This window comes from Pantoea sp. MBD-2R, assembly GCF_039134845.1.
Lineage (GTDB): Bacteria > Pseudomonadota > Gammaproteobacteria > Enterobacterales > Enterobacteriaceae > Erwinia.
Window position 1 is genome coordinate 4,056,622 of sequence record NZ_CP152417.1, and the last position, 25,340, is coordinate 4,081,961.

24 protein-coding genes and 1 pseudogene are annotated in these 25,340 nt (G+C 47.0%); 12 read left to right on the plus strand and 13 right to left on the minus strand.

What is annotated here, in order from left to right:
• Positions 1-22 precede the first annotated feature (22 nt).
• The 8 genes from AAGQ96_RS18575 to AAGQ96_RS18610 form a co-directional block, all read right to left on the minus strand.
• Positions 23-1,084: a DUF1176 domain-containing protein gene (locus AAGQ96_RS18575; protein ID WP_342754290.1), complete on the minus strand. Its 1,062-nt coding sequence runs from the start codon at positions 1,082-1,084 to the stop codon at positions 23-25.
• Positions 1,085-1,195: 111 nt separating this feature from the next.
• Positions 1,196-1,867: an RES family NAD+ phosphorylase gene (locus AAGQ96_RS18580; protein ID WP_147199929.1), complete on the minus strand. Its 672-nt coding sequence runs from the start codon at positions 1,865-1,867 to the stop codon at positions 1,196-1,198.
• Positions 1,860-2,573 (minus strand): integrase, encoded by a 714-nt coding sequence (locus AAGQ96_RS18585; protein WP_342754291.1) that lies wholly within the window; start codon positions 2,571-2,573, stop codon positions 1,860-1,862. The genes AAGQ96_RS18580 and AAGQ96_RS18585 overlap by 8 nt, the downstream gene beginning before the upstream one ends.
• Positions 2,574-2,700: 127 nt before the next feature.
• Positions 2,701-3,750 carry a DUF1176 domain-containing protein gene (locus tag AAGQ96_RS18590; RefSeq protein ID WP_342754292.1) on the minus strand — a complete coding sequence of 350 codons (1,050 nt, stop codon included), beginning with the start codon at positions 3,748-3,750 and terminating at the stop codon, positions 2,701-2,703.
• A 110-nt stretch (positions 3,751-3,860) separates the two neighbouring features.
• Positions 3,861-5,594, minus strand: coding sequence for a DUF4153 domain-containing protein (locus AAGQ96_RS18595; RefSeq protein ID WP_342754293.1), 1,734 nt, complete (start codon positions 5,592-5,594; stop codon positions 3,861-3,863).
• A 35-nt stretch (positions 5,595-5,629) separates the two neighbouring features.
• A complete protein-coding gene (locus tag AAGQ96_RS18600) occupies positions 5,630-6,115 on the minus strand; it encodes a DUF943 family protein (protein WP_342754294.1) in 486 nt (161 codons plus the stop codon).
• Complete coding sequence (locus AAGQ96_RS18605) at positions 6,108-6,950, minus strand: DUF3289 family protein (protein ID WP_342754295.1); 843 nt, start codon at positions 6,948-6,950, stop codon at positions 6,108-6,110. The genes AAGQ96_RS18600 and AAGQ96_RS18605 overlap by 8 nt, the downstream gene beginning before the upstream one ends.
• 152 nt (positions 6,951-7,102) lie before the next feature.
• Positions 7,103-7,474 carry a hypothetical protein gene (locus tag AAGQ96_RS18610; protein ID WP_342754296.1) on the minus strand — a complete coding sequence of 124 codons (372 nt, stop codon included), beginning with the start codon at positions 7,472-7,474 and terminating at the stop codon, positions 7,103-7,105.
• Between the two features lie 361 nt (positions 7,475-7,835).
• Here AAGQ96_RS18610 and AAGQ96_RS18615 point away from each other — a divergent pair, with 361 nt between their 5' ends.
• From AAGQ96_RS18615 to symE, 3 genes are all read left to right on the plus strand, one after another.
• A complete protein-coding gene (locus AAGQ96_RS18615) occupies positions 7,836-8,849 on the plus strand; it encodes an HNH endonuclease (RefSeq protein ID WP_342754297.1) in 1,014 nt (337 codons plus the stop codon).
• On the plus strand, positions 8,849-9,493 hold the full coding sequence (locus AAGQ96_RS18620) for a class I SAM-dependent methyltransferase (protein WP_342754298.1): 645 nt from the start codon (positions 8,849-8,851) through the stop codon (positions 9,491-9,493). Before AAGQ96_RS18615 ends, AAGQ96_RS18620 begins: the two co-directional genes overlap by 1 nt.
• 239 nt (positions 9,494-9,732) lie before the next feature.
• Positions 9,733-10,068, plus strand: a complete 336-nt coding sequence (gene symE, locus AAGQ96_RS18625) for an endoribonuclease SymE (protein ID WP_342754299.1) — start codon at positions 9,733-9,735, stop codon at positions 10,066-10,068.
• Between the two features lie 59 nt (positions 10,069-10,127).
• Here symE and AAGQ96_RS18630 read toward each other — a convergent pair.
• A pseudogene (locus tag AAGQ96_RS18630) lies at positions 10,128-10,700 on the minus strand (transposase); the annotation flags it as partial.
• Positions 10,701-11,362: 662 nt separating this feature from the next.
• On the opposite strand from AAGQ96_RS18630, the gene AAGQ96_RS18635 reads away from it, so the two are divergent.
• Positions 11,363-12,217 (plus strand): HNH endonuclease, encoded by an 855-nt coding sequence (locus AAGQ96_RS18635; protein ID WP_342754300.1) that lies wholly within the window; start codon positions 11,363-11,365, stop codon positions 12,215-12,217.
• A gap of 509 nt (positions 12,218-12,726) precedes the next feature.
• Here the strand turns inward: AAGQ96_RS18635 and AAGQ96_RS18640 are convergent.
• The gene (locus tag AAGQ96_RS18640) at positions 12,727-13,257 is read right to left on the minus strand and encodes a DUF2778 domain-containing protein (protein ID WP_342754301.1); all 531 of its coding nucleotides are present in this window, start codon (positions 13,255-13,257) and stop codon (positions 12,727-12,729) included.
• A 413-nt stretch (positions 13,258-13,670) separates the two neighbouring features.
• On the opposite strand from AAGQ96_RS18640, the gene AAGQ96_RS18645 reads away from it, so the two are divergent.
• Both AAGQ96_RS18645 and AAGQ96_RS18650 read left to right on the plus strand, forming a co-directional pair.
• Positions 13,671-16,214 carry a hypothetical protein gene (locus AAGQ96_RS18645; RefSeq protein WP_342754302.1) on the plus strand — a complete coding sequence of 848 codons (2,544 nt, stop codon included), beginning with the start codon at positions 13,671-13,673 and terminating at the stop codon, positions 16,212-16,214.
• On the plus strand, positions 16,189-18,069 hold the full coding sequence (locus AAGQ96_RS18650) for a DUF2357 domain-containing protein (protein WP_342754303.1): 1,881 nt from the start codon (positions 16,189-16,191) through the stop codon (positions 18,067-18,069). The genes AAGQ96_RS18645 and AAGQ96_RS18650 overlap by 26 nt, the downstream gene beginning before the upstream one ends.
• Positions 18,070-18,354: 285 nt before the next feature.
• Here AAGQ96_RS18650 and AAGQ96_RS18655 read toward each other — a convergent pair whose 3' ends face one another.
• Entirely contained in the window at positions 18,355-18,606 is a 252-nt protein-coding gene (locus tag AAGQ96_RS18655; protein ID WP_342754304.1) for an ogr/Delta-like zinc finger family protein, read from the minus strand.
• On the minus strand, positions 18,603-19,325 hold the full coding sequence (locus tag AAGQ96_RS18660; RefSeq protein WP_342754305.1) for a hypothetical protein: 723 nt from the start codon (positions 19,323-19,325) through the stop codon (positions 18,603-18,605). Before AAGQ96_RS18660 ends, AAGQ96_RS18655 begins: the two co-directional genes overlap by 4 nt.
• A gap of 518 nt (positions 19,326-19,843) precedes the next feature.
• Between AAGQ96_RS18660 and AAGQ96_RS18665 the strand changes: the two genes are divergently transcribed.
• The 6 genes from AAGQ96_RS18665 to AAGQ96_RS18690 are packed head-to-tail and all read left to right on the plus strand — an operon-like array spanning position 19,844 to position 23,815.
• Positions 19,844-20,101 carry an AlpA family transcriptional regulator gene (locus AAGQ96_RS18665; protein WP_342754306.1) on the plus strand — a complete coding sequence of 86 codons (258 nt, stop codon included), beginning with the start codon at positions 19,844-19,846 and terminating at the stop codon, positions 20,099-20,101.
• Positions 20,098-20,346, plus strand: coding sequence for a hypothetical protein (locus AAGQ96_RS18670; RefSeq protein WP_342754307.1), 249 nt, complete (start codon positions 20,098-20,100; stop codon positions 20,344-20,346). The genes AAGQ96_RS18665 and AAGQ96_RS18670 overlap by 4 nt, the downstream gene beginning before the upstream one ends.
• Positions 20,347-20,359: 13 nt before the next feature.
• The gene (locus AAGQ96_RS18675; protein WP_342754308.1) at positions 20,360-20,884 is read left to right on the plus strand and encodes a host cell division inhibitor Icd-like protein; all 525 of its coding nucleotides are present in this window, start codon (positions 20,360-20,362) and stop codon (positions 20,882-20,884) included.
• Positions 20,881-21,150 carry a hypothetical protein gene (locus AAGQ96_RS18680; RefSeq protein ID WP_342754309.1) on the plus strand — a complete coding sequence of 90 codons (270 nt, stop codon included), beginning with the start codon at positions 20,881-20,883 and terminating at the stop codon, positions 21,148-21,150. The genes AAGQ96_RS18675 and AAGQ96_RS18680 overlap by 4 nt, the downstream gene beginning before the upstream one ends.
• Positions 21,140-21,487 carry a DUF5375 family protein gene (locus tag AAGQ96_RS18685; RefSeq protein ID WP_342754310.1) on the plus strand — a complete coding sequence of 116 codons (348 nt, stop codon included), beginning with the start codon at positions 21,140-21,142 and terminating at the stop codon, positions 21,485-21,487. The genes AAGQ96_RS18680 and AAGQ96_RS18685 overlap by 11 nt, the downstream gene beginning before the upstream one ends.
• A 9-nt stretch (positions 21,488-21,496) precedes the next feature.
• A complete protein-coding gene (locus AAGQ96_RS18690) occupies positions 21,497-23,815 on the plus strand; it encodes a phage/plasmid primase, P4 family (protein WP_342754311.1) in 2,319 nt (772 codons plus the stop codon).
• Positions 23,816-24,004: 189 nt separating this feature from the next.
• Here the strand turns inward: AAGQ96_RS18690 and AAGQ96_RS18695 are convergent, their stop codons facing one another.
• Positions 24,005-25,255: an integrase arm-type DNA-binding domain-containing protein gene (locus AAGQ96_RS18695; RefSeq protein ID WP_342754312.1), complete on the minus strand. Its 1,251-nt coding sequence runs from the start codon at positions 25,253-25,255 to the stop codon at positions 24,005-24,007.
• Positions 25,256-25,340: the final 85 nt, after the last annotated feature.

Below are 25,340 nucleotides of genomic sequence, written 5' to 3' on the forward strand. Positions count from 1 at the left end.
TCATTAGAATCAAAAAATCCGGTCAGGGCGCTGGCTTCACTTCGGCCACAAAATCCGGTAAATCCCAACTTCCGCCCGCACGGATATAGCGACACATCCCGCTGTTCGCATGTCGGGTTTTCTGGAATGTCTGGCCGTCCCATACCCATCCGGCCATACTGACGCAGTCGGCAATGCCGCGACCTTTCTGGAACCAGGAAATCTCGCCGTCGCGGTAATCATCGCCGGAATCCGTGACGATCGCAGGTTTACCGGTTAAGGCTTTATCGATAACCCAGTAGCCGTACCCTTCGTTGTAGGCAGCGCGCCAGCAAAGCGTGGAGATCAGAGCATGGGTGTTATCCAGCGGGATATAGGTCAGCTTGTCGCTCTCTTCGTCGCTAATACTGCCCTTTTCTTCCTCATCCGGGTTCAGGCGATCGCATTGCAGATCGTCGGTCAGCGTAGCCATCAGCCGGGGCTTTAGCGCGGTAATCTCCTGTTGGGTCAGCAGGCGGGAAGGTTCTTTACTGACTTTCGCCGCCTGAATAACCGGCGCCGGTACGGCTTTGGTTACGCCGCTTTCCGGCTTATTTCCCTTTTTGGTCCATGCGCCTGGCGTACCAATACGGCCCTGCACATCATCCACTTTCAGCATGACGGCGTAAGCGCCATCGTTTGAGAGCATAAAGGGCGTGTGGCCGCCTTTGAACTCGACTTTGCCGCTGCCCTTAACGGCATTGATCAGCCCAAGGGTTTGCGGCTGCGATAACCGCCAGGTGTCGTTTTCAGCCGCGGTGAGATCGCCCGCTGAAACACCATTAATCCATACGGTCAGCTTAGTAACAGGTGCTTCATCTTCCGAGTCGGTCTCCGACAAAATGACCTCACCGGTGGGAACCGTGTTCGCACCAGCCTGTCGGGTAAGCAGCACCGAACCGCCCGCGCCTTCTTCACTGGCATAACCAGCGGTACGACAGGTCAGGGTGTTGTCGCAGGTCACTTCCCAGTCTTTATGCTCGAATGAGATGCCGCTTTGTTCGGCGAGGACGGGTGCAGTAAGGGTACTGAATAAGAACAAGGCTGTTGTATAAGAGGCTTTCACGCGATCTCTCCTGTGAGATAAGCCGAAGAGTTTGAACAATTAGGGATTCAATAGGAAATCTTTTATTCAGGGTGCTACCTTTCACCTAATCAGTTGATTATATTACAGGCGCTATGGCCCATAACCGCCCAACGGTTCAATAAGTACAATCCCCAACTGATCGGCTTCGTATTCGATAGCGTTTATTACGGCGGCAGATTCCAAAAGTGGCTGTGACTCAATTAACACGCTGAAATCTTCTGGTTTTACCCGATCGCCAAATAGCATTAAGGCTGTACTTCCATGCTGTTTTGAAGACCACTGCAAGCCATGCACTTCAGAGAAATTCAAATAAATGGCCAGAGAATATTCACGGGTGAAAACATACTGATCGGCGGATGAATCAAGTAATTCAGAACGTGTAATGCCCATTCTGCGAAGCGTTTTAGGATTAAGATCAACCAGAGTAAGATTGGTGCAGGGTTTGATGACCGAATGAACCGCACCTTCCAGTTTTGCCAAATCGTAGGGAACTCCTGCTGAATCTGGCGGTAAATCATGAAAGAGCGTTTCCATTATGGCAACGCCAATGTTCTCACCACCATACAAAGTCGATACACCATTGCTTAAAGGACTAAACCGGGCGTTGCCTTTTCCTGGATTAAACTGGAGAGCGTTAAAGTTTGCCGAATGTATCCGGCAAATTGGTTTGCCCGCTATCCATGTTGTGAAATTGACTTCTAATACATGTTTGGGTTTCCGCAACTTGCGAACGGCAACATCCCTGTTATCCGACTCAGCCATGGGTTCCCCCGTCCAGTTCGGCATGGGCCGCCTCGAGTACCTGCTGTGGCTGAGTTATCAACACATCTTTCGGTTTTCTGCCTGCCAGCCAACTATTTTCTGAACCGAACCAGATAGCTAATCCCCAGGGAGTTTTCCTCCCTTCAAACAATCTAATAACTTGTTTAACAACAGGAATTGGTCTGAATCCTTCATCCAGTGCATATGCCGGATAGTTGTCTTTGCCATTCAGCGGTATAGCAAAAAGAGCGCCAGCAGCCTTCCAGCGGTTCGGGCCTGCACTCGGATTCGTGTTGCGGAAGTTAGCTTTCTCAGACAACTCTCGAGCCGTCAGCCATTCTGAATCCGCAAGAATACGGGCAGTTAATTGCTGCAAACGCTGTGCATTTCGTTCCGCACGCGCCGATTTTTCCGGCTTTGCTTCAGTAAGAGCCTCGTCAGGCACTTTGCGGCGAGCGACAGCGGTTTCAGGCGCTGCGGTCTCAGGCATGCTCAACGATGCCAGAACAGCATTCATGGCCGCCCGCATCGCCACTTTGATGGTTTCATTAAAAACCGGGCTATGTTCTTTAGCCTGCCCTAAATCAATGACCAGATAATCTTTATCTGCATGCGTTTCCAGCTTAGTGAGCTGAGCGCCGTTTAACGTTTGAACGTTAAATGAATATTCATCACGCCGTACAGTATTGGCTTTCGCTGACATCATTCGCTCCATCACGGAACAGGATATATTGGTTATATACATTATATTCTTGATGGAAATTTTGTCACTGTGCTTTTGTCAAAAACGATAATTATGCCTGGTGAAGCCAGCAGATTAGTTATTTTTTCAGTCATTTAGCCGTTTTCACTTCCGTTACCAGCAGAGGCATCTCCCAGCCGCCATCCTCACTCCTTGACCGCCACAGCACCGAGCGGCTTTTCGGGAAAGCTTTACCATCCCATACCCAATGTTCTTCCGTCGCTGAGTTGCCCATGCTGCTGACCATAAAGTAGCTTGAAATGACGCCATCCTGATACTTATAGCCAGCGTTAGTGACCGCTACGGGATCCCCTTTGAGCTGTTTATCAATTATCCAGTAGCCATGCCCTTCGTTATAAGCACCGCTCCAGCACAGCGTGGAAATTAAGGCGTGATGGTCATCAAGCGGAGTCAGCGTAAATTCGTCTTTATCGATTTCTCCATTGATATTTTCCTGGCCGGGATACGTCATACGCTCGCAATCCATATCCTCGTTCAGCGTGGCGAGCAGGCGTGGCCTGAGCGCAGCGACTTCTGATTTGCTCAGGATGCGAGGCTGAGCCTGGCTGACGTTTGCTGCCTGAATCACGGGTTGGGAGATAGCCTTAGCGACGCTGCTTTCCGGTTTATCACCCGTTTTCGTCCAGGCTCCCGGTGTGCCGATACGGCCTTGTACATCATCCACTTTCAGCATGACGGCATAAGCGCCATCGTTTGAGAGCGTAAATGAGGATTCGCCGCCTTTAAATTTGACGTTGCCGTTCCCTTTTACTGCACTAATAAGTGCCAGTGTTTGCGGCTGAGATAACCGCCAGACACCGTTTTCAGCTGCGGTGAGATCGCCTGCTGACTTGCCGTTAATCCATATCGTTAATTTATTTACGGTGGAATCGTCCCGCAGGTCGTTTTTTTCCAGCATCACTTCACCGGTGGGAACAGTGTCCCTGCCAGCCTGTCGGGTAAGCAGAACCGAGCTGCCCATTTCCCGATCCCTTTCGAAACCCAGAGTACGGCAGGTCAGGGTGTTGTCGCAGGCGACTTCCCAGTTTTTATGATAGAAGTAGGTACCGCTTTCTCTGGCTATTGCCGGTGCGCTTAACGCAGCCAGTATCAGGAAAGCTGTTTTGATCGGTATATTCACTTCGCGGCTCCTGCCAGTTAAAAATGTCATTTTTATATTTCAGCTGCGGGATTGGCTGCTTTAACTGTTTTTGTAACCCGCACCAGCGAAGGTGCGGGCTGTTATAATGATTATTCGTCGTCGTTCCCGTAATATTGTACCGGGTATCGATGACCATCAATTTTAAGATCGCGCCAGGGTTTTAACGCCGTCCCGGGCACTTCCTCACGAATACTTTTTTCAATGTTCGGATCTTTATCCCGCAAGGACAGGCTTCCTGTTTGACGCCAGCCTTCTTCACCGGTTTTGTAGATAACGATCTCCTGCTGATTACGGTTATAGAGCAGCACTTCCAGCGACCCATCGTTATTGAGATCCTGCATCCAGAGCAGACAGGTATCCTTATCCACCATGCAGGTAGCAAGGGAATGATCGAGATAATTTGCCTGAGATTGCCACCAGCTTTCTGGCGGCGCTTCACTGCCTGTTCGTAATGGGATACTGCGTTGCAGTTCGCCGACATCCGCTTGCTGATACGTTTTACCCGTTTTTTCCGCCAGGAGCTGTACCAGCATTTGCTTTTGATCAGCAGGAGAATAGAGCCATTGCGGATGCTGGTTTACTGTCTGTAACGCCTGCATCCCCCGACGGCCCGCAGTGCTGAATGAGTAAATATCCATCTCACTCGCTTTTGCTGTGCCTTGCTTAAAGCGCGCCAGCTGGTTTTTTATCTCAATACGATAAGGATCGGCCACCGGAGTATGAAGCAGGAAACAGCCAAGTGCTGTTAAACCCAGCATCAAAGCGGTATACGTCTTCATGCTGCCCGCGCCCTGAGACCAGGCACGGCGCTGGAACCACACAAGCAGCAGCGAACCGATAAAAGCGATCAGGGCTATTGCAACGCCATAGACCCGCTCTACCGTCCAGCCATATTCATTAATCCGTATCCATAATGCCCAGCCAGCCAGCGCGGCCAGCAGTGGAGTAAGAAATTGCGCTATCAGCACGATACGCCCCATACCACGACGCCAGAACGATGCGCTGAGCGCCCTTTTATCAACGACGGCGCTAAATACCAGCATCATCAGCGTTATGGTAAGCAATATTGTTGCCGCTGAAAGCGCATGCGGGAGGCCCGCCAGGCCGGTTAACGGCAGGCAGGCCAGAAACAACAGTGATACGATAGCATGCAAGGGTAACAGCGCGCTGGCCGCCAGAGTTACCAGTTGACGGTACACGCTGACCGGACTCGCCATGCCTTTGCAATATCCAATGCTGCCAGCTATTACCATGCCGGTTGCCATTGGGGCAAAAAAGACATTATTAAAAAACAGCCAGTCAAAAAACGTAATGCCAATTGCGCTGAACAGTTTGCTCCAGATTAACAGCACCAGCCAGAACAGCACGGTTATAATGCCGGTCATACCCAGAGTAAACGTATTGCGCCACAGCGCATCGGCTATATCTACGCTCATTTGTACTTTGCCTTCGCTCTCTTCTGACTTATTGCAGAAAGCCTGAACGGCAGGCATCAACATGCTGAGCATAAAAATGACGGCACAGATATTTCTAAAGTTGAACTCGCCTTGCGGAAGAGTCGGAAAGTTCCAGCGCAGCCACCCTGTCATTAGCGCGATAACAGGCAGTATTGCCAACGCGCACAGCCAGGGCTTTATTGCGCCCGGTCGCGTAAGAGTAAAAGCCAGCACGCTGGCCGCGCCGAGAGAAAGCGGCGGCAGATAAACTGCATAGCGCTCATGCAGGCTAAGGCCATCCGGCAAAGCCCAAAGCAGCCCCGCGAATAGCCCAATAATGATAATCATCCAGCGGGTACTTGCTGGTAAAACGCCTTTTGGCAACATAGCGGTTCCTTGCTGTTTAGCTAAAAAAAAGATTATTATTCACCCTCAAAGATATCACCATTTTTCTTTTGATAGTATTTATGCTCTGTCGTATAACTGACAATACCCGTTGTTGACCTGTTAATTATCAACAGGATATTTTTATCCAAACACCTCTCATTTTCTTTTCCGCTATCAAAACAATACATTTCATTATAAAAAAAATTAAGAAATGAACGCTCTGGCTCTCTAAATTTCTTGTAACCATTACCATAATCCCAAAACGTTACGGTATAAGTCCCATAACTTTTATCTTCTTTAGGAAAACCATACGATTCAAACAGCGTATTTTTATTATCGACCCACCAGTCAATCTTCCCTTTATCCGTCAACGGAAAATTTTTCACAATAACGTTACTGGTATCATTCTGAGTGAACACATCGATTATCTCAGGCTGACGGATGGCCAGCCGCAATCCCATAATAGCCATTGTCATAGCAACGATGAAAAACAAAAAAATAGCAATCCATTTCCTAATCATTTTTACTCCATTTAATTTCCACTCGCGCTTCCAGATTGGTAAAAAAAGGCTTAAAACCAAACCTGTCATATCTCTGAAGCAAAAACCATATACGGAAGAAATGAAACTGGTTAAATTTCGCCTTCATAATATCATCATTATCCAGGCCAAAATGGTCCTGAATTTTGTAGTTTATAACTGCCTGAAACGCATCTTTCTCAACTTTTAGTGAGGAGACAGTAATATGGGTTGCCCAGGTATCATGTATAGTAATTCCCATACCATTAAAATTATCCTGAAACCTGCAAAATTTAGGAAGAATACTGGTTTTTACCGCATCAATTAAAGTGTGCTTTCTTGCATTATCAAAACAGCATAAATTCCAGTCAATGTTAGAGGCTAGTGCCTGTTTAAGTCGCAGAAAAGAGCTGTACTTTTTAGATTTATCATTAAGTATTTGCTCCTTTAAAGCGCTGTCCAACAAAGGATCTCTGAATGCCTGGCCTTCACCTTCCTGCAGGTGAGTAATCATCTTTTCGATAAGATGCTTATAGGGACCGTAAGCGGCAAAAGGTCGCGACAGGCTTCTAAACTCATCAAACAAAATCCTGGCGCATTCCTGCTGAGTGATTTTTTCCCCCTGCCCATGCATACCGTAAAACCGCGACTGTGGTTGATTGAAGGGGGTGATTTTAGTCAGTTTGTAAGGATCGGCTCTGGTGGAGATATCAACCAGGTGAAATTTTCTTTTCAGTTCGTTCTCAGATAAGTCACCACAGCGCATATCGCTGGCGCTGCTATCATCCATTTTCTTTTGGCTTTTAAATACGGTAAAGGGGAATTGCAGAGCTGCCATAGTATCGCTTCCTTGCGTATAAAGATTCATTCAAGTTGCACATATAACGTTCAATCATACGCTGCTAAAACAGCCTGTAAATACCCTTGCTCTTCTGAAGGTAATTTAAGAGTTTTGCCCGATTTAGCCATCGCTTGAGTCTTCATTCAGCCTTAAGCCTCTAACAAATGAACGTTACAGGCTTCGGCCAGCGCCCGATGCAGCTGACCAACAGAGAGATCGCGAATGACTGGCCGGGGAATGCCTCGGATCCAGTCGAACAATCGACAGATCCCCAGCAGGTCCAGACCTTCGCTGTTAAAAAGATACTCGTTTTCTTTAAGAGAAAATATTGTACTGAAACTCTGTTCTGTTGAGCAAAAATCGACTCTGAAGGTTTTCTCTGCCGCTTCTATAAGCTCCACGCCATCATCGCCGGTAATACCGAGATCGGCTTCCAGCAAGGTCTGTTCATGGACAGAAGCAAGCGGCGCTTTCGAGAACTGATGTACAAAAATGATTACCTGAGAAAGTGAAGGATCCATTTATTTTCTGGGCAAGATATTACGACATTTACGAATAGTATATTTTCCACTTATGAATTTGAAGAAAAAATTGAATGTAAGCATTTTCATTAATATTAGGGAAACATAAACCTTTTCTTTACACAGGATTTTTCATGCGTGATAACTCTCTCCAGCATTAATTTCTTTTGGAAATTATTACGCGTCTTTATACAACCTTCAGCCAGACGGCTTCCCTCCGTGTTTGTTTTAAAAAATAGCTTTCACCAGGCAACCCGCCGGTAACGTCGCTGCGAGCTTTTTCAGTTTACAAATAGCGGTTTTTGTTATGTGATCCTGTTACGTTGATTTTTACGAGCCGTCTCACAAAACAGGATCCTGCATGCGTTTTTATCAGGCCGATCCCCGCCTTGAAAACTACTGGCGCGGCGTTATTCTTTTTGGCAAAAACGTCGCCTCTTACAAGTTTGCCCTCGCCCACGCGCTGTATGACCTGAAGCAGCCGGATAACGACCTCATTACGCTGGAAACACTGGCTGCGCCTTTTGCACGCCATCTGTGTGCGCATCTGAAACAGGCACCGAAGCAGATCACCAGTAAGAGCAGCCAGTTCCTTGATGCATGCAGGCGGTTTAATGAAGATGAAATCTCTGAAGATGAGTTGATTACCCTCACTGCGAAGCGCGGTTTTGCAAACGTGATTGACGCCTTTCATAACGTGAACAGCGCCGAAATCGACAAGCGCTTTTTCCTGGATGAACGCAAAACGCATAAAGGGATTCGGCTGACGGATAATTTTTACACGCTAACCGAGCAGGAACAGTTTCCCAATCTGATTCAGGAAACCGACGCCAGATGGCGACTGGTCGAAGAAGCGTGGGCCATGAACGTCTCCAGCCAGCTGATTGCGGTGGAATACGATGCAAACGACAAGATGTTATTCAGCCGTCAGAGTAACCGACGTATTACCATTACCAGCTGTCGAAGCAGCCTGAACGGCTATCAGAAAGGCCACTGCTTCTACTGCTTCCGCGCGGTTAGCGTAGTAGCGGGCGCGGCGGATCTCGCCGACGTGGATCACTTTCTGCCTCTCACGCTTAGTGCTCAAATCAGCAACCTTAACGGCGTATGGAACCTGGTGCTGGCCTGCCAGAGCTGTAATCGTGGCGCTCAGGGAAAGTTCACCCGTATTCCAACCACAACGCTGTTGCAACGCCTGCACGACCGCAACGAATATTTTATTAACAGTCACTTACCGCTGCGGGAGACGCTGATCCGTCAGACGGGCAACACGCCGGAACAGCGGCATCATTATCTACAGCAAAGCTGGAACACCGCAAAGTTTACGCTGTTACATGAATGGCAGCCCGACGCTCAGGGAGACAGTGCTTTCTGATGAATGAAGACTACTACCAACGACATGCTCAGCGCTTTTACGCTGATACGGTAGACGTAGATATGTCTGCGCTTTATCAACGTTTCTTGGCGCACCTGCAACCCGGCGCACGCGTTCTGGATGCCGGTTGCGGCTCAGGGCGGGATACCAAAGCTTTCAGCGCAATGGGCTATGAGGTGGATGCTTTTGATGCTTCTGCGGAACTGGTTGAGCTGGCTCGTCAGCTATGCGGTAAACCGGTTGCACTGATGCGTTTTCAGGACGTTACCGAGCTTGAGAAATACGACGGCATCTGGTGCTGTGCTTCCCTGCTGCATGTTCCTGAAGCTGAGTTGCCCGGCGTGATGGCATCGCTGGCGAACGCGTTGAAGCCTGGCGGCGTGTGGTATCTCTCTTTTAAATATGGCAGCGGCGAGCGGGAAAAGGATGGGCGGAAATTTACCGATCTGGATGAAATCGGTTTAAAGGCATTGGTTGTCGGGCTGAATAACGAAGGTGGCAGTAATACTGAACGGGTTGATAATGAAGCGGATGAAGGCATCAATGCGATTAAGATCGCTGATATCTGGAAAACCGGGGATTTAAGGCCTGGACGTGGTAGCGAGGTTTGGTTAAATGGGATATTGCTAAAAGGAAGCAAATGAGTTTGTGGAAGTAAATAGTTTAATTTAAATAGCATCCTTGCCTGTATTTCATGGCATGAAAGCACTTTCATTGATTGCATTTAATTTTGCGAGCCATCATTCATTTTCTAAATCTGCATTAATATAAAGATAGGATACGGCATCCCGCTGGATATAATAACAGGGTAATTTAATCGCGATGCGAATGTGCGGGAACACATTCACACCGCTGACCACAACAACTAACAGGACTAGTTATTATGGCTGAACAGGATTGTAGTGCAGAAACAGATCTGAAAGAAGTGCCGGGCCACGCAGCGCGCCGGATAAAAGTGAGCTATGCGAGCACCTTCCCAGATTATGAGCGGATCCCTTCGCTGATCATGAAAGGAAAATGGCTTGAGGCCGCTGGGTTTACTACCGGTACAGCCGTCGATGTGCGGGTGATGGACGGATGCCTGGTGATCACCAGCCGTGCTCCTGAGCCGGAAGAACCCGAGCTGATGAAGTCGCTACGGCAGGTTTGTAAGCTCTCTGCACGCAAACAGCGGCAGGTTCAGGAGTTTATTGGGGTTGTTGGCGGTAAGCGGGTTTGAGGCGTGGCTGACTTATAAGCCTGTTTACCAATCGAACTTAAAACTGTTTCCGGTTGTATACGACGTCGTCTGCGTTTTACGCTCAGTCCGTTAAGGTGGTAAATGCTATATACCCGCTTGTGATTGACGTGGAGGCCATCCCGGCGCAGTAACTGCCAGATGCGCCGGTAACCAAAACGTCTGCGTTCAAGCGCCAGCTCAGTGATACGCCCTGATAAATGCGCATCTGCAGCCGTACGCCGGGCGTCATAGCGGCAGGTCGACAGGGACAAACCTGTAAGCCTGCAGGCACGACGTTGCGACAGACCGGTCGCATCTCACATCAACACCACGGCACCACGGCTTCCCGCTTCTGGTCTGTCGTCAGAACTTTCGCCCAGGATCCACCTGTAGCGCCTCCTTATCCAGTATGGCTTCGGCAGGCAGCTTCCTGAGTCTGGCGTTCTCTTCCTCAAGCGACTTCAGGCGCTTAACCTCAGGCACCTCCATACCGCCATACTTCTTACGCCAGGTGTAAACGTGGCGTCGGAAATGGCGTGCTTGCGGCAGAGCTCACGGGCAGAAACTCCGGCATCGGCATCGGCATCGCGGAGAATACTGATGATCTGTTGGTCGGAAAAACGCTTCTTCATGGGGATGTCCTCATGTGGCTTATGAAGACATTACTAATATCGGGGTGTACTAATCAACGGGGAGCAGGTCAGGACGAAAGGCGGAAACAAAAAAACCGCTGTTTTCAACGGTCGTTATGGTCAGTGGAGAGTGCGGAGCCGTAGCGCCCGATTGTCTGGCGTTCTTTCACCGGCTCCGGGGTGACTGCGGGAACCGGTTCGGGCGGCGGCGGCGCGGTAATGACTTTGGTAATGCTCTCGCTGGTTTTGAACGAGCAGGAGTAGTCGAGGTTAGTGCACTGACGATGCCATAAATTAACATATTCAAATAGATAATATTTTTTAATGTCCTTTTTTATTTTTCCCCTTGTTCAGTAAACTCCCTGTTATGCGTGACCTGAAAAAAATCAGATTGTAATTAATGTTGTGATTTACTAATTCTTTAAATCTAAAAAATTTAGATCTATACGGTTTTATTATTGGAATGCCTATGCGCAGAGGTTTGTAATGTTAAAAATTTTTCCAACCTCACTAGTTAATTACTAACGGTTGGTAATTAAATTTCTGACAACAGTATTCTATTTTTCTCTAGTAGTTTTATCCTTTCAAAAAAAACAATAAGATACCAGTAACGAAGTCCTGTAAGCTGTGGTTAAATTTTCCTGCAAAAGAGAGAGCTAAAATTGAAAGACTGGGTCATTTATGTAGGTGGGAAAGCAAGTAAAAATTATGCCGTAGGTAAAAAAACCAATACATGGGGTATAAAAAAAATCAATAGCAATTCGGAATTTGAGACTATAAAATCAGGAGACAAAATTACTTTTGTGTTCAATGTTGGCAGACCTAAAAATTTATTTCCTGTATCATTAGCTGGATTCCCTAGAGTTAAAACTTGTGAATATTATAAGTTTCAAGGGGAAGCAGAAGAAATCGCAACTGGTACAGTTACAATAAGTTATTATAAGGAAAGTAAGTTATTATGGGAAGATGATATTTATGAGCATCGTTTTGGATTTGAAATTGATAACATAGACACCAAAGTACTTTTTACAGCTGATTATATAGGTCATGAACTTGTCAAAAAGACAGTCATCTCTTTTCATAACAAAGGGGATGCTGTTGCTCTTGATACTGTCAATCAAGGTACAATTGATAAGATTGAAGCGCCCATTTATACAGCGAAAGCTAATGAGGGAAGCGTTTCATATCTTACCATTAAAAAAATTGAGCGCGATTCTAATTTAGCAAAATTGAAGAAAGCTCAGTTTCTGTCTCTTCATCAGAATTTTTTCTGTGAAGTTTGCCATTTCTCTTTTAGTGAGATTTATGGTGAGCAATATGATTATATAGAATGCCACCACATACATCCCTTGTCTCAATCAGGTGAGACTGAAACAACCCTTTCAGATTTAATACTGCTTTGTGCCAACTGCCACAGAGTTGTTCATCAAAAATCAGGTTGTATGACTATTGAGCAGCTTAAAGAAATTATTGAAAAACAGAATGTGCAACAATGTCACTCACCAGTCCCGAAATAGGTTAGTAATTTTAATATATCTTTAATGCCTGATGAACTGCATCAGGCATTTCGTATATTAATCATGGATTCTATTTTTCACTACCATAGCTCGCAGTCAATCTTGTTGCAATTTTTTTCATTCGGCTCTATAATAATCTCGCATAAATATTCTATTTATATATAGAGATATTAATTATTTACCCTTCCTTGTTTATGCAGAGCATTTTTATAGAGTGGCTTATGCTTTTAATAACCCAATCACATATTATTATTTTTTAATATTAAATAATAATCTTTTTAATGGTTTTGAACATAAGCGAAAGCATTATAGCTATAACTAATACAAAAAATATCAACATTATATTGCTTGCCGGATCCATACCCCATTCGTAATCGCCTTTTATTAGCTGGAACGACCTCAATAATTCAAAAAGTTCGGAAGAAGACCAGAGATAAAGACTATTAATGGGTTTTACCCACGCTGTAATGCAAAAGGCCAGCAGCATGAAAATTATCGAGGTCACAACTTTAAGCATCACACTTCGCATAATCTGGCTTTCCTTTCACTGACACTTTTCCATAGGCCATCATTCCAGTAAGAGATCCGGGTACCTTAATCTGCTGTGTACGAAGTAATGCCCTTCTCACTTGTTGGAAATCACTAACCTTAAAGAAGGTTATACATCCCCAAGACTCACCCGAACCATCTGGCCTTAGTGGGTGTAATCTGAACTGACCACGTTTAACACCATTAACAAATACACTATCCGATACTGTTTGTGCGCTAAACAGACCAAACCATTCATCATGGTTAGTGTGGTTCACCATATCTTTTAGCTCTCTGAGTATTGTATTGGCTAATCCACTCGATGGCATTTTGACTATCCAGTAATCACCTACTGGGATAGAACCGTAATCTGTAATGTAAGAACAGTTTACGTTATTGATGTATTTTTCCCGTCCGGAAAGTACTGGAAACGTACCGATACCGTATACGGTCAGTACGCCTCGCCCGGAACGTCTGGCATCATCATCGTATACCATGCTCATTTGAATCATTCATTATTTTCCATAACAATCCATATACTTAAGAAAGTATACACGTTTACAGAATCAGCATTCAAGTGACTCAGCCTGGCACCGGTTGAGTGAAAAGCGGGGCGAGACATTACGCGAACTAAATTTCAGGCAGAAAAAAGCCACCCTGAGGTGACTTGATTTTCATACCAAACTTTTTGGTGCGAAGGCCGGACACGCGAAAAAAATATAACTACATGTATTAAAAAGCAAAAAAAACAACAATATATTTTTTTGACCTCAAAATTGACCCCATTGGGAATGCCTAAAAAGTATCCTCTATTGTATAAATTTTGTTTATAGGATGAACTGATTGGTGATAAGATTTATCCTAGAAGAAAAAACTTGTCATAAATTCTGAAACTATCATTTCATTCCTCAGGACGTTATATATTATGTATGAAAGACTTTTAGCAATAAAAGAAGAAAACCACTCAACAAACCCAGACATTGGGCTTGTCATTCCAATAGCTCATTACAATGAAGATGGCAGTCTAAGCGATATAGATAGCTCTGACTTTCCTAACGGAGCTATTTTTGTATCTAAAGGATTTTTAAACATAGACCAGCTATTCAAAAATGACGAGATTTTTATATTAAATGAATATTTTGATAGAGGAGAGGAGGATTGGAAAAATAATTCACGGCTACAAAAGCATTATACTCTTGGTAGTAAGGCGGATAAAATCGATAGGCACCTTTTTATACCTGTGCTTAATATATCACTTCCAGATAAAGCATCGGGATTTATCGATTATCCTTATGAAATACCAAATAACTTATTTTTTATAGAAAATGGTGAGTTTGTATACGGTCCTTTTAAAGCGACAAAACAAAATGACAGTTGGCTATTAACTCCGCTTACAACCCCATCTCCTTTACAATTAAATACTGATTTTATAGCAAAAATTGAAAAAAACAAACTTATTGAAAATAACCTCCTCGAAAATATACGAATAAAAGGAACTGTAAAAAGTTTCATTCGTAACCTAAAAGATATTTCCGTGATTCATTTTCAGCAAATAGATTATATTTCTGATGTAAAGCTAATAAATTACTTTACTCGAAATAATTTTGGTAAAGGAAAAAACAACCTTCTTGGTAAAACGGAGGCACAAAGACTTTCTCAGGGAATCGAGGACTATGCCAAGAAAAATAAAGCCATGAGCAATAATGAACGCTTTGATAGATTACGTAATCTCTTATCTGAATTCTTGGATAAAAGTGATTATGGATCAGAAATTATTAACGAATTTCTAGCAGAAACCAGAGACGGCAGAATTTATCTGGATACTTACTTTGCGAATAATAGAGACCAATTACTAAAGGAAAAAAATGATGAGCTAGAAAAAAGCTTTCAATCTAAAAAGGAAGTACTAAAAAATGATCTAAAAGAAATTGAGAAACATATTTTAGCTAAAAAAGAAGAACTTACCAATAGTATAAAAGAAATTGAAATAGAAAAAATAAAAGCACAATTAAGAATCGAAGAAATAAAGAAACAATCTGATGAAGATGCACACACTGAACTTTTAAAAAAACAAAAAGAACTAACTGAGCAAAACAGTAAAATAGAAAAATCTATCATCGAAAATAAGAAAATAGTTGATGAGTTCAATATAGCTCATGAGCAAATAAATGAATTTAACACTTTAGATAAAGAAATAGAGTATTTAAAAAGAAGGAAACAGGAAATTGAAACTGATAACAGACTGATTGAAAATGCTCTTAAAACACAAGAGGCAATGTTAGAATCATCTCAACTGCCAGATAAATTAGCAGAGATCAGTGCGTTGACATCAATTTTACGGGGGGAGAAGAGGAAAAGCGTAAGAAAAGAACCAGCCACATTTAAAATAAACTGTTCTGAGATTGAGCTTGATAAAGAAAATAGAGCTGATTATATCAACTATTTGACCCAAGTCTTTTCATCAGATGGAGGCAGGAATTTCACGCCGGACGAAATCGCCAACTTGGTAATTTGCATGTCACAGTCATTTATGACAATATTATCAGGCCCCCCAGGAACAGGTAAAACTTCAACCGTTATTCGCATGGCTAAGCATATGCAACTAACTGATGATGACATTAAATCCCATAATACAAACTTTTTAAACATCGCAGTAGGAAGAGCTTGGGTTTCCGGACGCGATATTTTAGGTTTCTATAACTCACTTAAAGACACATATCAGCCTTCAAGAACAGGTTTATATGATTTTTTGAGAAACGAAAAAAACAATGATTTTTTTAAAATGGTTCTGCTTGACGAAGCAAATTTATCAAGCATGGAGCATTACTGGTCAGACTTTTTAGGGATGTGCGATCCAGAAGGCGTAAACAGACTGATTGATACTGGTATTCCAGAACAGTCAGAGAGATATTTTAGCATTCCAGGTAATTTAAGATTTTTATCGACAATTAATAACGATTCTACAACTGAAAAACTATCTCCACGTTTGATAGATCGTGTCCCTGTCATAACCATGGCCCATAATAACAATTACAAAACCATTCCTACGCAATCATTGGATTTCGCAGGCGCATTGCCATTTGAAAGTATGGACAACGCCTTCAACATTAGCTCTTCTGAGGCAAGCTTTACTCAAGAAGAAGAAACAGCACTAGAAAGCATTGTTAACATTCTTTCTCGACCTTTGAATAGAACAAGCTCAGTTAATATAAGCCAGCGAAAAGTAAATGCTATGAGGCGTTATTGTCATACAGCCAATGAGATTGGAATGATGAGAGCAGCACCGCTTGATTACGCTATCAATCAGCATATACTTCCCCTGATTGAGGGGTATGGTAGCTCATTCAAAGAACGCCTTACCGATCTTGAGCAGCAGTTATCTGAGTACGGTTTTACTCTGTCGAAATCCACCCTAACAAATATCATTAATCATGGTGATATTTATGGCGACTCTTATTCTTATTTTTGAGGGATCTATGAAAGTAAAATTAACTTTACTCAGTGGAACGCGCCGAGGTCAATTTATTGAACTATCGGAACGTGATAACACCGTAAATATTTACCCTTATATTCTAGAAGATGAGGCCGTGTCGATCGAGTTTGAGACATTAAATGAATATGAAAAAGTAAGCTTATGTCTACATGAAAATGAAATGCAGTTTAATATTGTAGAGTTTGATGACACTTCAAAAAAATGGATTTATAAACTCTTACCTAAAAAGATGCAAAATAATATTTATGAAAGCTTCTTTTTTAATTATTTTGGCATTGCAGAGTTGTATATAGCAGTAGAAAATGAAAATTTTTCTAAAAACATACCATTACAAAGATTAGATATACTTGCAAAAAAAATAAATGCTGAGCGAGTTGACGACATGCTATCTTTTTTATCTAAAAATGATAGTGATGCGCTCTGTGCTTTTTTTAGGGTTACCCGCCGCATGGCGGGATTCAAAGAAGGGGATATCCCCGTTGACATATATTTAGAATGGATAGAAAAAACAACTAACTTCCTCACGGATTCAATTGATAAAATAATTTCTAAACCTATAACAAAATTGACCTCTCATTATAAATTTATTTCACCTAATGATAGTACTAACATTGACGACCAAACATTATCTTGGCTTTGTGAAAATATTGAGGAGCTATATGAAGTTGACGATAACTATAGTGCTATTTTAAGTTATCAAGATAAATTTTACAGTAGTAAAAAAGTAAGAGAAACAGCGTTACATAATGATAGTGATGTATATGAAAACCAAATAATACATGGGTTCATCGTAACTTTAAAATTAGCCACATCAAGCTTATTAGCTGGTTTTGATGCTCCAAAATTGATCACAGAAAACTCCAAGCCCCATGATGGATATGTCAGTTTTTACAACCAATTAAAAAAGTTCCAAAGGAAAATAAACCAAAACAAAATAAAAAAGTGCAAAGAAGTACTAATTAAGCTTGGTGCAATAAAAATAAAAATAGATCATAAAATACCAGTTAAGCGAAAAACATCTGGCATTCCTTCATTAACCGCAAAGGTTAAAAACAACAAGGATTACTTGAGCATATTTCAAACAATAATAAAATGGCATAGATTTGGCCAACCTGACTGGAGCGTACAGGAAGAACTATTGTCAATTAAAAGCATCCCTAAACTATTTGAATATTATGTATTATTTTATATAAAAGGTGTGATAGAGAAAAAATGCAATATTGAGCTTATCTTAAATCATGAAGAAGAATCATTTTTCTTTCATGGGAGCTTGATAAATGCTGACATTAGCATATATTACGAACCAAAATATTGGATGCCCCTAAACAAAAAGGCTGATTCATTAGGGTTGATAAACTCTGAAGCTTGGACTATCAACAACAATATAATAAAACCTCGAAAGCATCCATTCGCAAACTCAAATAGATCTCCAGACTATGTGATTAACGCAAAGAAAAATGGTGTTGATTATTTTTATGTACTTGATGCAAAATATACCACAAGCAATCGTGCATTTACTTATTATCTTCCTGAGTTAACCCTTAAATACTTGCATGGATTACACTTAGCCAATGAACCAAAAAATAATATAATTGGTTTAACAATCATCAACCCTGCAAATCTTCCGTTGACGCGACATTATCATAGTGAAAATTATAATATTTTCTCTAACAAACCTGTAGAGCCGGTGATTAATGTAGCATCAATACAGCCGGGTCAAGAATATCAAGGAAATTATGAATTCGAGAGAATAGTTGCAACTATAACTGAACTGTTAGCAAAAAAATTGAGTGCCGATGATTATTTAATGACAGCATCAAAAATAGCTTAATGTTATGCGCGCTTAAAGCTCTGCGCCTTATGTTAATACACATAGCGCGCAATGCTACCCCCGCCTCGCCTGCCCGCTTTATGCATCGTTTTTTATGCAGTTGCATGAACCGGGCAAAGCCACGCCGGGCGTGGGCTAACGGGGTGTCTGAAGGCCCGCATTCTGCATGCAAAATCATGCACGCTATGCATGCATTGCTCTTTACAAATCGGCTGGCCAGAAAAAGGGCGTTGAAAGGACGAAAAGCGGACACAAAAAAGCCGCTGTTTTAAGCGGCCGTTATGGTCAGTGGAGAGTGCGGAAGGACGAGCCATAGCGCCCCAGCGTCTGGCGTTCTTTCACCGGCTCCGGGATGGCTACGGGAACCGGTTCGGGCTGCGGCGGCGCGGTAATGACTTTCGTAATGCTCTCGCTGGTTTTGAACGAGCAGGAGCAGTCGAGATTAGTGCACTGGTGATAGCGCTCCTTCACCTGTTCGGACATATAGCGGCTTGACTTGGCATGCGCCGGGCTTTTGCAGTAAGGGCAGTGCATCATGCCTGGCTCTCCTTCTGCTGTTTTCCTTCAAGCTTCTCTTTACGCCCCTGTGCCAGCAGGTGCATAGCGCACGGGCTGTTATACAGGCGCATATCCACACCGGTCAGCGCGGGGCGATAAAGCCCCATCTCCGACAGCACCGGCTCGGCATCCATATCCAGCCGTGCGTCTTGCGCTTTGCCGGTCAGCAGTTTACCCACTTCACGGGCGAGTATGACCTCCGGCTCCTCGTGTTGCGGGTCGGTATGGCGGCCCTGGTCGTTGAGCTTCAGCAACAGCAGCTTCAGCCGGATGGCGCGTACCAGCGTCGGGCTGACGTTGCGCATGGCTGCGTCCCACTGGCCGTTCACGTACTGCGTAAAGGCCGTGCTGTGCGCGGCAACATAAGCGCGACCGGTGCGCACGGCATTTATCGTTTCTCCCTCATGCTCAAACTCCAGTTCTTCAATCAGGCCAGTGAACTCTTCAGCCAGCTCGCGGCTGGCGATGCGCTGGCTGTGCTCGGCGCGCAGCTCCGGCGTGATGGCCCCGCGCAGGTCGCGAAAACGGGTACGCCAGTTAGTTTCCGCCTCTTTCCCGTTTTCAATGGCTGCCTCACGCTCTTTTTTACTGCGGGCAATGGCGGTGGTGATGTCGTTAATTTTCATCATCTGCGCCGTGTGGGCGGTACGGGCCTCTTCCAGGCGTTTCAGTGCAGGGCTTTTTTCCGGGGTGCTCATAGCTTTTCTCTCTGTATGTAAAGGTTGTCGCTATTCTGTCGTTCACCACCGGACAAATCATTTCATTGCTGTCTGCCTGTCGCTCACCAAACAGGGCTGTATTTTCACCGGATACCCCTGTTGAGGTTTTAGTTTTATATAAAACTGTTCACTACTCTTCACCCTTGTAAAAAAGATAATAAATACAGTAAGTAAAGGGGTGAACACTTGAGAATGAACTGTTCACCGGGTGTTCACCACTGTTCACCCGCTTTTAAAACAGCCTTTTTCTGGCGAGCTTTTTTTGAATGTTATTACCTGTTAATTAATCTGAATTTCAGGTCGGTTTTTTATAAATGACAATCTCTGGCAATCGTTGACAAACAGGGTGCAACAGGATGCAACAGAACGTGATTTTGCTCATTTACCACCGGACGACAGCTTGTTTACACGGGCAAAAATATTCTCACAATAGGGGGTTACCAGCACACACGACCGGAACCGGCCAGCGCCGCCCGGATATAACACGAGGTAACACCATGCTTTCCACCGCTCCACAGTCCGCCCCGGCAACGCCGTCCCTGAACGACCTGCAATACCCCCATGACCGCTTTATGCGCCTGCCGGAAGTCATCAGCACCTGCGGCCTGTCCCGCTCCACCATTTACGACCTGATTTGTCGTGAGCAGTTTCCGTCACAGATTTCCCTCGGCGGCAAGAACGTCGCCTGGCTGGCGTCGGAGGTTGACGACTGGATGCAGGCCCGCATCGCGCAGCGTACCGGAGGTGCGGCATGATTAAGCTCAACCTTGGCACCCGGAGCTACCCACTCAGCCAGGAAGAAGCCGTGTACGTGGCCGAAAGCCTGCTTTCCGCCGTCGGTGGCAAAAAAGCCACGCTGCCTGCATTTACCAGCGGCCGCCACGGCCATATTTCCGTGCTCACCGAAAAGCCTCAGCCAGCAAACGGAAGTGAGAGTGCACAAAGCGAGAACTTCCGATCAAATCCGCAGCAGTCCGATCACGTCCTGACCGATTGCTGAGGAAAAAGGCCCGATGTGTAAAAAAAGACTTTTTTCTGGCGAGCCACCGGTATACAGTTTCCCTGCTGCCGCAAAATCGGCAGCCGGGCGTGAGAACCCGAGCAAAACAAAGGCGACACGACACGCGCCACGCGTGTTTTTTTACGTCGTAGCCTCAGTGCACCCATTTACCGGACAGCGGTTTTTCAGCCTCTGTGTCGTCTGCATAATGGTGGCCCGGGCGGGGCAGCCTTCGGGCTGGCCGGTTTCCTTTGTTGCCGGTTTCTCACCCCCGTCCGGGCTGCCACCCAAGTGTGAGAACTTCGGTGGTAGCTTTTACAAGCTAACAAAGGAGTCTGCCACTATGGCCGCAACCCTCATTTCTGCACGCATGCAGTTCACCTTTCTTTTTGCCGCCGTGCGCCGCGCCGATACCGCCGCCCGTCCCTGCATGCTGCGCACCACTGCCGAAACCGAATCCGCCGCCCGCCGCCTGCTGGCCCGTGATTACGTGCTCTCTTTTGCCGGTCGCCTGCCGCGCTGTGAGGTGGCCGCATGAATACGCTTTCCGCCCGACTCAACGGCCACGCCAGCTATCCCATTCCACACGCTGATTTCCTGCGTCTTCAGCATGCCCACAGCGTGGGCGTGACCGTGCTCGACATGCTGGACGTTATCGACTGCTCTGGCAACCGCCTTGGCGGCCCGGACAGCGGCGCGCTGGCGTCCGTGGTGGCGCTGCTTACCGACCAGCTGGGTAAAGTGGTCAGCACCTGTGAATCCGTCATGCTCACCGATATGGAGGTCTCCGCCCGTGACAGCTAACAATTTCAGTAATCAGTCCTGCCTGACCGTTGAGGTGCGCACCGCCGTTTACCGCCGCGCCGTTGCCCAGGGCTATCTGTCCGCCTGCGAGCACTACGGGCTCGACGTGTCTGCCTCGCTGGACGAGGTGCAGATGACAATCGCCCTGGAGCTTGAGGGTTATTACGTGCGCAGGTACGGCCCGGAAAACGGCATGGACATGGCCTGCACCATGCTCAGCGAAATGGTACAGCCCGACGTGCTGGTCGCCGCGCCGAGACTGACGCGCATGGGGGAAACCATGATGGATGAACTGCTGTGCGGTCGCCTGGCCGCTTCAAAAGCCACGCTGCATTAAGGAGGCCGCATGAAACATATCGTCACTGACACCGTGCGCGCCGCCGCCGGTCACTGGCCTCAGCTGCTGCCCGCACTGGGTATCAGCATTAACGCTGCCGGTCAGCACTCACCGTGTCCGGTCTGCGGCGGCAAAGACCGCTTCCGCTTTGACAATCAGGCCGGACGCGGGACGTGGGTCTGTAACCAGTGCGGCGCGGGCGACGGGCTGGCGCTGGTTGAAAAAGCGCTGGACGTGAACACCAGGGAAGCCGCCTGCCGGGTGGCTGACCTGATTGGCACGCTGCCGGTTAAGCTGGTTCAGACATCCACGGAGAAAATGGACGAGGAAAAGGCGCGGGCGCGCCTCAGGGCGGCAAAGGAAGCCGCCCGGCTTGTTGCCGGGTCGACAGCACAGGCCGGTAACGCCTACCTGACCGGCAGGGGGCTGGCTGAAACGCCCGTTCTGACACTGACCACTTCAAAGCGTATCAGCGACACTACGTATCAGCCGGGCGACCTGATTGTGCCGCTGACCGACATTTCCGGCGAAATGGTTAACGCCCAGCTGATTAACGCGGACGGCACCAAACGCACCCTGGCGGGCGGCCAGGTGAAAGAGGCATTCCACCGCCTGGGCGAACCCGGCGACACTCTCTGGCTGACCGAAGGTTACGCCACCGGCCTGACCGTGCACCGGCTCACCGGCCAGGCGGTTTACGTCGCCTTAAGCGCCAACAACCTGCCCGCGCTGGCAGAGCGCCTGCATGCTGAATACCCGGACGCGCTGATACTGATTGCCGCCGATAACGACGAGAACGGCACCGGCCAGCTGCGCGCTGAAGCCGCCGCGAAGCGCTGCAACGGAAAGCCCGCATTACCGCCGGTGCCAGGTGACTGGAACGACGTCTTTCAGGCAGAGGGGGAAATAGCTGCTCAGGCCATGCTGACCGCGTTCACCCAGCCAAAAGCGCTCAGCCCGTTTGAGTCAGTGAGCGAGGCCGACCTGAAGGCCATGAGCGCCAGCCAGAAGGCCGAACTGCTGGCAGAACACTACCTCAACACGCTGGCCGTACCAATGGTGGGTGAAGACCTGTGCCGGTATGAGAGCGGCGCGTGGCAGGTGCTGCCGTACCGGGTGCTCAGCCGTGAAATCGCCGCATTGTTTCAGAAGGTACGCGCGCCGTTCTCGGCAACCGGTATCGGCGGCATCGTGGACACGCTCAAGCTGATGGTGCCACAGATGGGCGCACCGGCCCGCCGGCTGATTGGCTTTCGCAACGGGGTATTTGACACCGCGACCGGCAGCTTCGGCCCGCATAAAAAAGAGCACTGGCTCCGCACCATCAACAGCGTCGACTACACCACGCCCAAAGCAGGCGAAAATCTGGCGGACGACGCGCCGCACTTCTGGCAGTGGCTGACGCGGGCGGCCGGTCGCAATGAGGCGAAGCAGGAGCGTATCCTCGCGGCGCTATTTATGGTGCTGGCAAACCGCTACGACTGGCAGCTGTTCCTTGAGATTACCGGCCCCGGCGGCAGCGGAAAAAGCGTGATGGCGTCCATTGCCCGCCTGCTGGCCGGGGAGGACAACACCACGGCGGCCACCATCGACACGCTGGAGTCATCACGGGAACGCGCCTCGGTCGTGGGCTACTCCTTAATAATCCTGCCTGACCAGGAAAAATGGAGCGGCGACGGCGCGGGCATTAAAGCCATTACCGGCGGCGACGCCGTGGCGATTGACCCGAAGTACCGTGACGCCTATTCAACCCATATCCCCGCGGTGATTCTGGCGGTGAACAACAACCCGATGCGCTTCAGCGACCGCAGCGGCGGCGTATCGCGTCGCCGGGTTATCCTGCCGTTCCCGGACGTCATACCGGCGAACGAACGTGATCCAAAGCTGCTGGAGAAGATTGCCGGTGAGCTGGCGGTTATTGTGCGCCACCTGATGCAGCGATTTACGAAACCGGACGATGCCCGCGAGCTCTTACAGGCGCAGCAGTCGTCGGAGGAAGCGCTGGAAATCAAGCGCAGCGCTGACCCGCTGGTCGATTTCTGCGGCTACCTGACACCGCTGAGTACCCCGACCGGGCTGTTTATCGGCAACGCGAATATCCGGCCAATGAACCCCAGGCGCTACCTGTATCACGCCTACCTGTCGTTTATGGAGGCCAGGGGCCATCAGTACCCCATGAGCCTGACGGCGTTCGGCCAGGCGGTGCCACAGACGCTGAAGGAGTACGAGATTGAATTACTGAAGCGCAAGACGAAGAACGGCATTCAGACCAGCCTGGAGCTGAGTGAAGACTGTGAGGCCGACTGGCTGCCGCGCTGCGATGCATAAGCTATACGGAAAACACCAAACCGGCTCCGGCCGGTTTTTTTATGCAGGAAGGTGAACAGTGTTCACCCCGGGTGAAGAGTGGTGAAGAGTACCAGCTAAAGTGATCACCACTTAACCATATGAATATAAAGTATAAAATTGAAAGGTGAACAGGGTGAACACTTTTACGTAAAATCTTTTTTTTCTGGCTTAACGTCTGCCGAACTCATACGGAGTAAGGTGATATTCATTATTGCTGTCTAAATAATCAGCCCACCACTGCACCATAAGCCGCCGCTCTTCAAGGTGCTCCGCCTTATGAATGTAAGCCGCGCGAACCCCGTTACGTTCCTGATGGCTCATCTGCCTCTCAACAGCATCACGCGACCACAGGCCAGATTCAACTAATGCACTACATGCCATTGCCCTGAATCCATGACCGCAAACTTCTGTTTTCGTGTCGTACCCCATCCTGCGAAGAGCATGATTGATGGTGTTTTCGCTCATTGGCTTAGTGGGATGATGATCGCCCGGAAACACTAAATCTCTGTTTCCGCTCAGCTCCCGGATTTCTTCCAAAATGATTAAAGCCTGTCTTGATAGCGGCACCAGATGGACGGTTCGCATTTTCGAACCACGATGGGAGTGTTTGACTCCTTCAATTGCTTCTCGCTCGGCAGGGATAGTCCACAGCTCTTTTTTAAGGTCAATTTCGCTCCATCGTGCAAACCGCAATTCACTGGAACGGATAAAGACGTAAAGGCTGAGCCTGAGGGCTAAACGGGTAAGCAGGCGGCCTTTATGTGTTTCAATACGCTGAAGGAAGTCAGGTAAGTGTTCTAATGGTAGAGCCGGTCTGTGAGTAGCCTTTCTTGTTATGATTGCCCCGGCGAGATCCTGAGCGGGATTTCGGTCAGTAATGCCAATCTGAACCGCATAACGCATAATACCCGTGATCCTTTGCTGTAAACGGGAGGCAACATCCAGGCGGCCGCTTTGCTCTACCTCTTTCAGAGGCAACAGCAGGTCGCGGGTTGTTAAATCAGCAATATTTCGCTTACCAATAGCTGGGAAGATATTGCGTTCAAGGTCACGCCATACTCGCTCAGAATGGCCGACAGACCAGCGTTTATTGTTCGCATGCCAGTCATAAGCCACTTTTTCAAACGTGTTAAGTGCTGCCTCTTCCTGTTGCCTTACCTCTTCTTTTTTCGCATTAGGGCTGACACCTTCCGCTATCAGAAGGCGTATCTCATCACGTTTCTCACGTGCTTTTGCCAGGGAAAGAAGAGGATAAGCACCTAACGCCGTTCTGCTCTCTTTCCCTTCAAAACGGTACTTGAGATACCAGCGCTTAGAACCGGTTGGTTTGATAAGAAGATACAATCCGTGGCCGTCAGTGAGTTTGTACTCTTTTTCACGAGGCTTTGCGGTACGGGCCGCGATATCAGTTAAAGGCATAATTTGGGGGTCAAATGTTTATCGAAGCGAAGTGACCCCCATTCTGACCCCCAAACTTGCCGGATGTCAATGGATGACCTCGGAC

Coding starts and splice junctions, on each gene's coding strand:
- AAGQ96_RS18580 (WP_147199929.1), bottom strand. CDS start 1,867: ATGGCTGAGTCGGATAACAGGGATGTTGCCGTTCGCAAGTTGCGGAAA.
- AAGQ96_RS18585 (WP_342754291.1), bottom strand. CDS start 2,573: ATGATGTCAGCGAAAGCCAATACTGTACGGCGTGATGAATATTCATTT.
- AAGQ96_RS18595 (WP_342754293.1), bottom strand. CDS start 5,594: ATGTTGCCAAAAGGCGTTTTACCAGCAAGTACCCGCTGGATGATTATC.
- AAGQ96_RS18600 (WP_342754294.1), bottom strand. CDS start 6,115: ATGATTAGGAAATGGATTGCTATTTTTTTGTTTTTCATCGTTGCTATG.
- AAGQ96_RS18605 (WP_342754295.1), bottom strand. CDS start 6,950: ATGGCAGCTCTGCAATTCCCCTTTACCGTATTTAAAAGCCAAAAGAAA.
- AAGQ96_RS18610 (WP_342754296.1), bottom strand. CDS start 7,474: ATGGATCCTTCACTTTCTCAGGTAATCATTTTTGTACATCAGTTCTCG.
- AAGQ96_RS18615 (WP_342754297.1), top strand. CDS start 7,836: ATGCGTTTTTATCAGGCCGATCCCCGCCTTGAAAACTACTGGCGCGGC.
- AAGQ96_RS18620 (WP_342754298.1), top strand. CDS start 8,849: ATGAATGAAGACTACTACCAACGACATGCTCAGCGCTTTTACGCTGAT.
- symE (WP_342754299.1), top strand. CDS start 9,733: ATGGCTGAACAGGATTGTAGTGCAGAAACAGATCTGAAAGAAGTGCCG.
- AAGQ96_RS18640 (WP_342754301.1), bottom strand. CDS start 13,257: ATGATTCAAATGAGCATGGTATACGATGATGATGCCAGACGTTCCGGG.
- AAGQ96_RS18645 (WP_342754302.1), top strand. CDS start 13,671: ATGTATGAAAGACTTTTAGCAATAAAAGAAGAAAACCACTCAACAAAC.
- AAGQ96_RS18650 (WP_342754303.1), top strand. CDS start 16,189: ATGGCGACTCTTATTCTTATTTTTGAGGGATCTATGAAAGTAAAATTA.
- AAGQ96_RS18655 (WP_342754304.1), bottom strand. CDS start 18,606: ATGATGCACTGCCCTTACTGCAAAAGCCCGGCGCATGCCAAGTCAAGC.
- AAGQ96_RS18660 (WP_342754305.1), bottom strand. CDS start 19,325: ATGAGCACCCCGGAAAAAAGCCCTGCACTGAAACGCCTGGAAGAGGCC.
- AAGQ96_RS18665 (WP_342754306.1), top strand. CDS start 19,844: ATGCTTTCCACCGCTCCACAGTCCGCCCCGGCAACGCCGTCCCTGAAC.
- AAGQ96_RS18670 (WP_342754307.1), top strand. CDS start 20,098: ATGATTAAGCTCAACCTTGGCACCCGGAGCTACCCACTCAGCCAGGAA.
- AAGQ96_RS18675 (WP_342754308.1), top strand. CDS start 20,360: ATGTGTAAAAAAAGACTTTTTTCTGGCGAGCCACCGGTATACAGTTTC.
- AAGQ96_RS18680 (WP_342754309.1), top strand. CDS start 20,881: ATGAATACGCTTTCCGCCCGACTCAACGGCCACGCCAGCTATCCCATT.
- AAGQ96_RS18690 (WP_342754311.1), top strand. CDS start 21,497: ATGAAACATATCGTCACTGACACCGTGCGCGCCGCCGCCGGTCACTGG.
- AAGQ96_RS18695 (WP_342754312.1), bottom strand. CDS start 25,255: ATGCCTTTAACTGATATCGCGGCCCGTACCGCAAAGCCTCGTGAAAAA.